This is a genomic window from Nigerium sp., from assembly GCF_039811905.1.
In the GTDB taxonomy this organism is placed as follows: Bacteria; Actinomycetota; Actinomycetes; order Propionibacteriales; family Propionibacteriaceae; genus Propioniciclava.
Map to the genome: position 1 here is coordinate 1 of NZ_JBDHZL010000084.1, position 11108 is coordinate 11108.

An 11108-nucleotide genomic window follows, 5' to 3' on the forward strand; every position below is an offset into this window, starting at 1 on the left:
CGGACGCCACCCGCGGACGCGTCGCCTGCTCGAGGCCGTCGGGCGTGAAGAACCAGCGGTCGGCGTCCGGGCCGAACTTCGCCCGCCCGCGGCGGCGCAGCGCCGCCTGCCCGAGCACCGCGGCCGCCCGCTCCGGCGTCGTGAGCCGGCGCAGCCGGGTGGCCGCGGACGTCGACGTCGGATCGTCCTCAGCCATCGCGGCGTCCAGCAGGGGCGCCGCCTCGGGCGAGACGAGCCAGGCCGCGACGCCGGGCTCCACGCTCAGCGCCAGCCGAACAGCCAGAGCCCGACGCCGAGCAGCCCCGCGAACGCCAGGACGCCCAGGTACACCAGCACCAGGCGGGTGTCGCGCAGGAAGCACGCCGACCGGGTCAGCCCCGCCTCGCGGGCCTGCCAGTAGGCGACGAACCCCAGCACGGCGAAGACGGCGAGCGCCAGCGGGCCGAACGCCCACCCCAGCGCGGCGACGGTCGCGTAGATGCACAGGCGCAGCGGGTCGTGCGGCGACGTCCCGGACGCCTCGGCCTCCGCCTGCTCCGCCCGCGCCGTCGCCGCGGACGCCTTCAGCTTCTCGAACTGCGCCGACGCCCGCAGCCGGGCGCTCTCGGTCGAGTTGCGCAGCCGGGCCATGCTCTCGGACGCCTTCAGCCGGGCCGCGAGGCTGGGCGCGTCGGCGTCCGCATCGGCCTGCGGGGCGTCGGGGACGGGCTCGCTCGAGCCGTCCAACACGCTGCGGTGCGCCATCCGGCGGGGCTCGCCGGGCGCGTCTGGCTCGCCGGACGGCCCGGGCTGCCCGGACGCCCCCTGCCCCAGCGGGCCGACCTGCGCGGACGGCGGCGTCCCCTCGGCGAGGCGCCGCGCGGCGGCCTCGTCGTCGGCGCGGTCCTGCGGGCTGCGCGGTTCTTCGGTCATGCTTCCACCCTCTCTTGTCGAGCCGTCCCGATACGCTGCGCGGACAACTCGGGCCACGCCTGCACCGCGCAGAACGGCGCGCATTGGTGCGCCCCGGACTCCGACCGCGTGCCCACGTGCACGCAGCACTGGGTCAAACGTTCCTCCAGCATCGTGTCGATGTCCATGAAGGGTTTCACAGTGATCCGCTTCACGCGATCGGCGAGCAACGTCCGCATGCGTTCGGCCTGCCCCGGCAGGCGTCCGGCGGCGAGCGTCGCGAGCGTGCCGATGCCGAGGTCGCAGGCCGTGCAGATCGTCTTCCAGGTCTCCAGGGTCGCCGGGTGCGTCAGGGAGGTCTGCTCGCTCATCAGGTCCAGCAGCGACTGCTTCACCGCCGAGCGGAGCTGGGCGGGCAGGTCGCTGTCGGCGACCCGGTTCGCGATGAGCTCGGGCTCCAGTTCCAGCCACGACTTCAGGCGGTCGTGGCCGACGATCGACACGAGCGAGCGCCAGACGCCGGCGTCGTCGCGCAGCAGGTACCCCACGGAGGCGCAGTGCGGGTGCGAGCACGGCAGCCCGATCAGGTCGTGCCAGGCGACCACGCCCCCCGTCTGCGGCCCGAGCCGCTCCAGCGCGCCCGTGTGGGTCACGCGGTCGAGCGGGTCGATGCCCCGCCCGCGCCCCGACCCGAACACCGGCTGCAGCGCGACGCCCCCGACGAACGGCGTGTCGAGCGCCTTCAGCACGACCGCCCCGATGTCGTCGTCGTTGACCCCGGCCGCGATCGTCATGGTGAGCGTCGTGAACACGCCGGCCTCGGCCAGCCGCTCGATCGCGGCGTCCTTGCGGCGGGTCAGGTCCGCGCCGCGGTGGTGCACGGACGCCTCCGCCGACGGCCCGTCGTACTGCAGGTAGACCTCGGCGCGCCGGTTGTGCCGCGCCAGCGTCGCCAGCAAAGCGTCGTCGTCGGCCAGCCGGACGCCGTTCGTGTTCACCATGATCCGCACGATCGGGCGCTCGACGAGGGCGTCCAGCAGCTCGGCGAAGCGCGGATGGAGGGTCGGCTCGCCGCCCGACAGCATCAGGACGTCCAGCCGCCCGCCCTCGCGCGCGATGCGCGTGTCGACGTTCGCGAGCACGTCCTCCACCGAGGCCACGCCGTGCAATTGCGGCCCGGACGCCGTGAAACACGTCGGGCAGCGCAGGTTGCAGTGCTCGGTGACGTCCTGCAGCAGGATGCACGTGTGCTGGGTCTGCATGGCCGGCAGCCCATAGGCGTACGCCTGGGGCACCGGCCGGAAGTTGTCGGGGTCGTCGGGCACGTGGGCTTTGGTCGGCGCCTGCCACTGCTCCAGGTACCGCAGGATCGCGGCCGACTCCTGATACAGCGTCCGGACCCGCCCGTGGTCGGGGCACCCCCGCTCCAGCCAGACGCGCCCGTCCTGCTCCAGCAGCACCCCCGCGAGCCGGCGCGCCGCCCCGAGGCTCGGATCCTCCGCGTGGCAGCGCGGGCAGAACGCGGTGACGTAGCGGTGGAGGCGGTCGCCGCGCAGCGGGCGTCCGGGACCCAGGGCGCGTCTCATGGGCGTCACTCTAGGGGAGGGCGGTTCCGCCCGGCCGGGGGTGAGCGCCGGCCCTGCGGACGCGAAAAAGCGGACGCCGCGAGGCGTCCGCCGTGGAGGGTGCGGGGCGGGTACTTCTCAGGCGATCAGGCGGCGCGCACCTGCTTGACGAACCCGGTGGCCAGCGAACGGCCCAGCTTGACGACGTCGGCGTCCGCGTCGACCATCTCGTCCCACAGCTGGGCCGGATCGACGCAGTCGCGGCCGCGGCGCTGCGCGCCCTCCGCCCAGGACACCATCAGCGAGGGGGACGCCTCCGGGTGGAACTGGACGCCCAGGGCCGACCCGACCCGGAACGCCTGGAACGGCAGCGCCTCGGAGCGGGCCAGTTCGACCGCCCCGTCGGGCAGCGCGGTCACCGCGTCGTGGTGCGACTCGGGCACGCGGACGAGCCGCCGCGAGACCGCGTCGGCCAGGACGGGATCGTCGGCCGCGGCGTCCAACCAGCGCAGCTCGACCGCGCCCTCCTCGCCGCCCTCGTGCTCGACGGCCACCTGGCCGCCGAACGCCTCGGCGAGCAGTTGATGGCCCAGGCAGATCGCGAGCGTCGGGACGCCCGCCGCGACCGCCTCGCGGAGCCGCTGCCGGACCGACTCCAGATACGGGTACTGCTGACCGTCGGTCACGCTCATGCGCCCGCCGAGGACGATCAGACCGTCCTCCAGCTCACCGACCTTCGGGACGCCCACCGATGCGACGGGCACGATGCTGGTGACGACGCCCTGATCGGCGAGCCAGCCGCCGAAGCGGTCGATCGGCACGCCGGTGTCGAGTTGCAGAATCGTCACGGTACAAGGCTTGTACTTCATGACATCCACGGTAGTGGCCGTCCGTAACGGGCCGGTGACGGCCGCCCCACGATGGCAGGACGTGAGACCGGGCGTCCGGATCGTGGTCGGGTGCGCAGGCCCCCGTCTCGCTCCCCGCCCGGACGCCGCGTGGCCGCGCCCCTCCGCGCGCTCCGGTCGGGAGGGCCGCACCGGCGGCGGACGCGGCGAAGAATCGACGCGACACGCGTCCGACCCTTGACAATGGAAGCGCTCTCAGCAGAATGACCCTTACCAGTGAGAGCGCTCCCAGTCGCACGGTGGGTGCCCTCTCCACCACCCCGTCGGCGGGCCACCCGCCACGACAAAGGAGTCAGGAATGCAGATGAAGAAGCTGGCGGCGCTCACCGCGTCGATCGCGAGCCTCGCCGTGGTGCTGTCGGCCTGCTCGTCCGGAGCCACCCCCGCCGCGAACTCCCCCGCCGCGTCCACGGCGTCCAACGAGAAGGTCGAGCTGACCGTCGCGACGTTCAACGAGTTCGGCTACACCGACGCCATGTTCGCCGAGTACACCAAGGCGCACCCGAACGTCACGATCAAGCAGAAGAAGGCCGGCAAGTCGCAGGAGGCCCACGACAACATCATCACGCGCCTAGCCGCGGGTGGGTCGGGGCTGGCCGACATCGAGGCCGCCGACAGCGACTGGATGCCGGAGCTGAAGCCCCAGGCCGACAAGTTCGCCGACCTCAAGTCCGGCGACACGGACGGCCGCTGGCTCGACTGGGTGAGCGCGCAGGCCACCACGACCGACGGCAAGCTGCTCGGCTACGGCACCGACATCGGGCCCGAAGCCACGTGCTACCGGAAGGATCTTTTCGCCAAGGCCGGGCTGCCGTCCGACCGCGCGGGCGTGAAGAAGCTCCTCGACGGCGACTGGAACCACTACTTCACGGTCGGCAAGCAATTCAAGGCGAAGGTGCCGAACGTCGGCTGGTACGACTCGGCCGGCGCCGTCATGAACGCGCGGGTGCAGCAGCTCGAGAACCCGTACTCCTCCACCAAGCCGGAGGAGACGGTGATCCCGCTCGACCAGAACACGCAGATCAAGAACCTGTACGACACGACGCTGCAGGCGTCCGTGAACGACAAGCTCTCCGCCGGCCTCGGCCAGTGGGGCGACGACTGGATGGCCGCGTTCCAGAAGGGCTCCTTCGCGACCATGCAGTGCCCGAGCTGGATGCTCGGCGTCATCGAGGGCGCCGCGGCGGGCCAGACGAACTGGGACGTGGCGTCCACCTTCCCCGGCGGCGGCGGTAACTGGGGCGGCTCGTACCTGACGGTGCCGGCCGCGGGCAAGCACGTCGAGGAGGCCAAGGCGCTCGCCGCGTGGCTGACCGCCCCCGAGCAGCAGCTCAAGGCGTTCGCGAGCAAGGGCAACTTCCCGAGCCAGGTGCAGGCGCAGTCGTCGCCCGAGCTGGCGAAGGCGACGAACAAGTTCTTCAACAACGCGCCGACCGGCACGATCTTCGCGGAGCGGGCCAAGGCCGTCGCCACGCAGCCGTTCAAGGGCGAGCACTACTTCGCGCTGAACACGATCGTCGGCGAGGCCATCGGCCGGGTCGACGTCGACAAGACCGACGACGCCGCAGCGTCCTGGCAGAAGGCCGTGGCCGCCGCCAAGGAGATCACCGGCTAGTCCCACCCCTGCTCCGGGGGACGCCGCGGGCGTCCCCCGGAGCCGCCGGGCCGGCCGACCGCCGCCCGCCGGGCCCGGATCGGGCGCGAACCCACCCGGAACGAACGCGAAGGAGTGTCATGGCCACCATCACCGCCCCCCAGCCCACGCCGGGGGCGTCCGGGGGGCTCACCTGGAGGCAGCGGCTCAGCCGCTTCGACGTCCGGTCGGCCCCGTACCTGTACATCGCGCCGTTCTTCGTCCTGTTCGCGATCACCGGCCTGTTCCCGCTGCTGTACACGGCGTACGTGTCGCTGCGGCAGTACTCGCTGATCCGCGGCGACCTCGGGCCGGTCGGGCTGGAGAACTTCGCGTTCGTCCTCAACAGCCCGCGCTTCTACGTGGCTCTGCGCAACACGATCAGCATCTTCCTGCTCAGCTCGGTGCCCCAGGTCATCTGCGCGATCGCGCTGGCCGCGGTGCTCGACGCGAACCTGCGGGCGAAGACGTTCTGGCGGATGGGCGTGCTGCTGCCGTACGTGGTCGCGCCCGTCGCGGTCTCCCTGATCTTCGGGCAGATGTTCGCCGACCAGTCCGGCATGATCAACGCGGTGCTGACCGGCGCCGGGCTCGACCCGATCGGCTGGCACCGCGACGTCCTGCCGAGCCACCTCGCGATCGCGACGATGGTGAACTTCCGCTGGACCGGCTACAACACCCTGATCGTGCTCGCCGCCCTGCAGGCGATCCCGCGCGACGTCATCGAGGCGGCGATCGTCGACGGGGCGTCCCGGCTGCAGGCCTTCTTCCACGTCACGCTGCCGATGCTGCGGCCCACGATCATCTTCGTGGTGATCACGTCGACCATCGGCGGCCTCCAGATCTTCGACGAGCCCCGCATGTACGACAGCGTGGGCCTCGGCGGCAACAGCCGGCAGTGGATGACGGTGACGATGTACATGTACGAGCTCGGCTGGGGCGCCCAGAAGCAGCTGGGGCGGGCGTCCGCGGTCGCGTGGCTGCTCTTCCTGCTGATCGTCGCCATCGCGCTGCTCAACTTCGGCCTGACGAGGCGCATCGCGTCCTCGGGCGCGGTGAACCCGCGCCGAAAGAACCGCAACCGCAAGGGGGTCGCGCGATGAGCTCGGTCGGCATGGTCCACCAGTTGGCGGGCAAGGGCGCGGCCCGGGCGGCCGCGAGGGCGAACGAGCGCGCGAAGGCGCGGGCGGCGTCCGGGAAGACGACGGCGAGCCGCACGGGACGCGGCGGTCGCCTGGCCCAGGGCCAGCGGCGTCCGGGGTGGGTGACGTACGGGATCCTCGTCGCCGTGATCGCGATCTCGGCGTACCCGCTGTACTTCGCGTTCCTGCTCGCGTCGTCGACGGCGCCGATGATCGCGATGCACCCGATCCCGTCGCTGATCCCGCAGGGCCACCTCGTGGAGAACGTGCGGCGCGTGCTCGACGCCGACATCGGGTTCTGGTCGGCCATGCTGAACTCGATCTTCGTGGCGGTCGTCGTGTCGGTGTCGGTGGTGTTCTTCTCGACGCTCGCCGGGTTCTCGTTCGCGAAGCTGCGGTTCCGCGGGCGTCCGGTGCTGCTGGCGTTCATCGTGGGCACGATGGCGATCCCGGCGCAGCTCGGGGTCGTCCCGCTGTTCATCGTGATGGCCCACCTCGGCTGGACCGGCCAGCTCATCGCCGTGATCGTGCCCGGCATGGTGAACGCGTTCGGGGTCTTCTGGATGACGCAGTACCTGGAGGAGGCGCTCCCCTACGAGCTCATCGAGGCCGCCCGGGTGGACGGCTGCTCGATGATCCGGACGTTCTGGCACGTCGCCCTCCCCGCCGCCCGGCCCGCCGCGGCGATGCTCGCCCTGTTCACGTTCGTGGCGAGCTGGACGCAGTTCTTCTGGCCCTTCATCATCCTCGGGCCGTCGAACCCGACGCTGCCCGTCGCGCTGCAGTTGCTGCAGTCGACGCATTTCAAGGACATGTCGCTCATCATGTCCGGCGTCGTCATGGCGACGCTGCCGCTGCTGCTGCTCTTCGTGATCGCCGGCAAGCAACTGGTCTCCGGCATCATGGCCGGCGCGGTGAAGGGGTGAGGCGGGTGTTCGACGCGGGGTTCGTCTGGGGCACGGCGACCGCCGCCTTTCAGGTCGAGGGCGCCCCGGACGCCGACGGCCGCGAGCCGTCGATCTGGGACGACTTCTGCCTCACGCCGGGCGCGATCGCGCACGGCGACGACGGACGCCGCGGCGTCGACCACTACCGCCGTTGGGCCGACGACGTGGAGATCATGGCCGGCCTCGGCGTGAGCGCCTATCGCTTCTCGGTGTCGTGGCCCCGCGTGCTGCACGCCGACGGCCGCCTGAACCGCGCCGGGCTGGGCTTCTACGACCGGCTCGTCGACGCCCTGCTGCAGCGCGGCATCGACCCGTGGCTGACCCTGTTCCACTGGGACCTGCCCAGCTCGATCCCCGGCGGCTGGCTGGCGCGCGACACCGCGTCCAGGTTCGCCGAGTACGCGGTCGCGGTGCACGCGGCGCTGGGCGACCGGGTCACCCATTTCGCGACGCTGAACGAGCCGTGGTGCCCCTCGGTTCTCGGGTACGGGGCGGGCGTGCACGCCCCCGGGCACACGAGCCACCGCGAGGCGTTCGTCGCCGCCCATCACCTCCTGCTCGCCCACGGGCTGGGCATGCGGGCGCTGCGGGAAGCGGGCGTCCGGAAGGTCGGCATCGTGCTGAACCACACCCCGGCGTACCCGGCCGACCCGGCGAGCGCCGCCGACGTCGACGTGGCCCGCCGCTCCGACGGCACGAACCTGCGGCTGTTCGCCGACCCGCTGTTCCGGGGCGCCTACCCCGACGACGTCGTCGCCGACGCGGGGGCCGACTGGCCGGCCGAGGTCGTCCGGGAGGGCGACCTGGCGCTCATCGCCGCGCCGATCGACTTCCTGGGCATCAACTACTACTCGACGCAGCAGGTCGGCAGCCGTCCGGGGGTGCCGCTCACCCCCGCGATCACCGCCCCCGGGCTGGTCGAGATCCCGCGGGGGCTCCCCACCACCGAGATGGGGTGGGAGGTCGACCCCGACGGCTTCCGCCGCATGCTCGTGCGGCTGCACCGCGAGTACACCGGCCCGGCCGGCCTGCCGCTGTACGTCACCGAGAACGGGGCGGCCATGCCCGACGAGGTGGACGCCGACGGCGCGGTCCACGACGCCGACCGCATCGCCTACCTCCGCGACCACCTCACCGCCGTCGCGGACGCCCGCGCCGAGGGGGCCGACATTCGGGGATACTTCGTGTGGTCCCTCCTCGACAACTTCGAGTGGGCCGCCGGCTTCGAGAAACGGTTCGGGCTGGTGCGGGTGGCTGACGACGGCGTCCGGTACCCCAAGGACTCCGCGGCCTGGTTCGCGCGGGTCGTCGCGTCCGGCGACCCTCAGGGGTGAGGAGTGAGCGGTGAGCACTGACGACGGGCGTCCCGGGGGCGCGAACGGGAACGTCACCGGGGCCCCCACGCTGGAGGACGTCGCGCGGGCCGCCGGCGTCTCGCGCGCGACGGCGTCCCGGGCGATCAACGGCGGCGCGCTCGTCAGCCAGGAGACGAGGGACGCGGTGACCCGCGCCGTCGTCGACCTCGGCTACGCCCCGAACCAGGCGGCCCGGATGCTGGTCACCAAGCGGTCGGGGGTGCTCGGCGTCCTCGTGCCGGAGACGGACCTGCGCGTGTTCTCCGACCCGTTCTTCGCCTCGGTGTACCACGGGGTCGTGTCGGCGTTCACCGACCACGACGCCCAGGTGGTGCTCGCCATGAGCAAGCCGGGCCAGCCCGCCGAGACGATGCTGAGCTACCTGACCAGCGGCCGCATCGACGGGGCGGTGATCGTCTCGCACCACGGCACGGACCTCGCCCGGGCCACCTCCCGGCTCACCCAGCCGGTGGTGTTCATCGGCGACCCGGGCGTCGGGGGCCTGCCGTACGTCGACGTCGACTCGGTGCAGGCCGCGCAGGTCGCGACCCGGCACCTGATCGGGCAAGGCTGCCGGCGCATCACCACGATCACCGGCGCGATGGACATGCCCGCCGGACGGCAGCGTCAGCAGGGTTTCCTGGACGCCCTCGCCGAGGCCGGCCTCGAGCCGGCCGGCGTCGCGCACGGCAACTTCACGGACGCCGGCGGCCGCACGGCCGCGCGGGAGCTGCTGGAGGCGTCCCCCGATCTGGACGGCATCTTCGCGGCGTCCGACCTGATGGCGGCCGGGGCCATGCGGGTGCTGAGCGAGGCCGGCTACCGGGTGCCCGCGGACGTCCGGGTGGTGGGGTTCGACGACTCGGAGGCGTCCCGGCAGACGACGCCGCCGCTCACCACGATGACCGGCCGGGCCCACGAGATGGCCCGCATCGCCGGACGCATGCTGCGCAACTCCCTGGCGGGGCGTCCGTTCACCTACCCGGTGATCCTGAACAGCGAACTGGTGCCGCGGGCGTCCGCGTGAGGCGCCGGCGCGCAGCAGAGCGCCGGCGTCCCGGGTGAGGACGCCGGCGCCCGGTGATCGTGGGTGGCCCTCATCGGGTCCCTCAGATGGTCGTGCCCTCGTCGTCGATGACCAACTCGGGGTAGGCGGGCTGCCACATCGCCTCGAAAACCTGCTGCACCGGGTTGTCGAGCTCGATCTCCGCGACGCCCTCCTCCGACGCCGCCTGCGCGACCGCGATCGCGACCACCGCGGACACCCGGCGCAGATCGTTGACCGCCGGAAGCAGCGACGCACCCCGCTGGGACACCTGCGGCAGCGACGCGACCGCCTGGGCGGCCGCCGCGATCATGCCATCGGTGACGCGGCGGGCCCGGCAGACCGCCACGCCGAGGCCGATGCCGGGGAACACGAACGCGTTGTTCGCCTGCGCGATGTCGTACGTGACGCCCTCGTAGTCGACCGGGCCGAACGGCGACCCGGTGGCGATGAGGGCGGCCCCGTCGGTCCACGCGATGAGGTCGGCGGGAACCGCCTCGGCCTTCGGCGTCGGGTTCGACAGCGGCATGATGATCGGGCGGTCGACGTGCGACGCCATGTCGCGGATGATCTCCTCGGTGAAGCTGCCGTGCTGCGCGGACGTCCCGATCAGGATCGTCGGGTGCACGTTCCGGACGATGTCGCCCAGATCCGTGCGCCGCGGGTTGGTGATCTTCCAGTTCGCCAGCTCGGCCGCGTCCCGGGCGTAGGGCCGCTGGAAATCGCGCACCCGGTCGCCCAGCGCCGTCGAGATCAGGCCGCGGCTGCCCGTGCACCAGAACTGGGCGCGGGCCTCCTCGCGGGTGGCGCCCTCGGCGACCATGAGGTCGATGAGCAGATCGGCGATGCCCACGCCCGCCGTGCCCGCCCCGTGGATCACGACCCGCTGGTCGCGCAGCCGCTCCCCCGTCGCCTTGACGGCCGACAGCACCGCCGCGGCGACGACCGCCGCGGTGCCCTGCACGTCGTCGTTGAAGGTGCAGATGTTGTCGCGGTACTTGTCGAGGATGCGGTGGGCGTTGGCCGCCCCGAAATCCTCCCAGTGGATCATCGCGTGCGGGAACACCTTGTTGGCGGCCTCGACGAACCGCTCGATGAACTCGTCGTACTGCTCCCCGCGCACGCGCGCGTGACGCAGCCCGAGGTAGAAGTCGTCGTTCAGCAGGCCCAGGTTGTCAGTGCCCACGTCGAGCACGACCGGCACCATGCGGTCGGGGTCGAGGCCGCCGGCCGCCGTGTAGAGGCTCTTCTTGCCGATGGTGATGAGGACGCCGCCGACGCCCTGGTCGCCGATGCCCAGGATCCCCTCGCTGTCGGTGACGATGATCGCGTCGACCTCGTCGGCGTCGCGGCCGCTCGAGCGGAGGCTCTCCTCGATCGTGTCCGCGTCGCCGTCGTCGATCGACAGGAACACCGCGTGCAGCCGGTTGTAGAAGTGGCTGAACAGTTCGATCGCCTCGCCGATGGTCGGCGTGTAGACGATGGGCATCATCTCCTCGAGATGCTCAGACAGCAGCCGGTAGAAGAGCACCGTGTTCCGCTCCCGCAGCGCGGAGAGGTGGATGAACTTGTCGAAGTTCGTCCGCCGCGCCCGGAACTGCTCGTACACCCTGCTCAACTGC

The 11108-nt window shown here is 72.0% G+C and carries 9 protein-coding genes and 1 pseudogene; 5 read left to right on the forward strand and 5 right to left on the reverse strand.

Annotated features, from left to right (window positions below; translation table 11 throughout):
- The 4 genes and pseudogenes from WMJ97_RS11825 to WMJ97_RS11840 all read right to left on the reverse strand — a co-directional run.
- Window positions 1-259, reverse strand: a pseudogene (locus WMJ97_RS11825) (SAM-dependent methyltransferase); the annotation flags it as partial.
- A gap of 2 nt (window positions 260-261) precedes the next feature.
- Complete coding sequence (locus WMJ97_RS11830; protein ID WP_347349200.1) at window positions 262-912, reverse strand: hypothetical protein; 651 nt, start codon at window positions 910-912, stop codon at window positions 262-264.
- Window positions 909-2477, reverse strand: a complete 1569-nt coding sequence (locus WMJ97_RS11835; protein WP_347349201.1) for a radical SAM protein — start codon at window positions 2475-2477, stop codon at window positions 909-911. Before WMJ97_RS11835 ends, WMJ97_RS11830 begins: the two co-directional genes overlap by 4 nt.
- A 125-nt stretch (window positions 2478-2602) precedes the next feature.
- Window positions 2603-3325, reverse strand: a complete 723-nt coding sequence (locus tag WMJ97_RS11840) for a type 1 glutamine amidotransferase (RefSeq protein WP_347349202.1) — start codon at window positions 3323-3325, stop codon at window positions 2603-2605.
- A gap of 337 nt (window positions 3326-3662) precedes the next feature.
- On the opposite strand from WMJ97_RS11840, the gene WMJ97_RS11845 reads away from it, so the two are divergent.
- The 5 genes from WMJ97_RS11845 to WMJ97_RS11865 all read left to right on the forward strand — a co-directional run bounded on the left by WMJ97_RS11845 (window position 3663) and on the right by WMJ97_RS11865 (window position 9468).
- Window positions 3663-4979, forward strand: a complete 1317-nt coding sequence (locus WMJ97_RS11845) for an extracellular solute-binding protein (protein WP_347349203.1) — start codon at window positions 3663-3665, stop codon at window positions 4977-4979.
- Window positions 4980-5098: 119 nt separating this feature from the next.
- A complete protein-coding gene (locus WMJ97_RS11850; protein WP_347349204.1) occupies window positions 5099-6100 on the forward strand; it encodes a sugar ABC transporter permease in 1002 nt (333 codons plus the stop codon).
- Entirely contained in the window at window positions 6097-7065 is a 969-nt protein-coding gene (locus WMJ97_RS11855; RefSeq protein ID WP_347349205.1) for a carbohydrate ABC transporter permease, read from the forward strand. Before WMJ97_RS11850 ends, WMJ97_RS11855 begins: the two co-directional genes overlap by 4 nt.
- 5 nt (window positions 7066-7070) lie before the next feature.
- Window positions 7071-8420, forward strand: a complete 1350-nt coding sequence (locus WMJ97_RS11860; RefSeq protein WP_347349206.1) for a GH1 family beta-glucosidase — start codon at window positions 7071-7073, stop codon at window positions 8418-8420.
- A gap of 10 nt (window positions 8421-8430) precedes the next feature.
- Window positions 8431-9468 (forward strand): LacI family DNA-binding transcriptional regulator, encoded by a 1038-nt coding sequence (locus WMJ97_RS11865; RefSeq protein ID WP_347349207.1) that lies wholly within the window; start codon window positions 8431-8433, stop codon window positions 9466-9468.
- Between the two features lie 82 nt (window positions 9469-9550).
- On the opposite strand, the gene WMJ97_RS11870 is transcribed toward WMJ97_RS11865, so the two are convergent.
- Window positions 9551-11108: NAD-dependent malic enzyme (locus WMJ97_RS11870; RefSeq protein WP_347349208.1), on the reverse strand; the 1558-nt coding region annotated here is incomplete at its 5' end.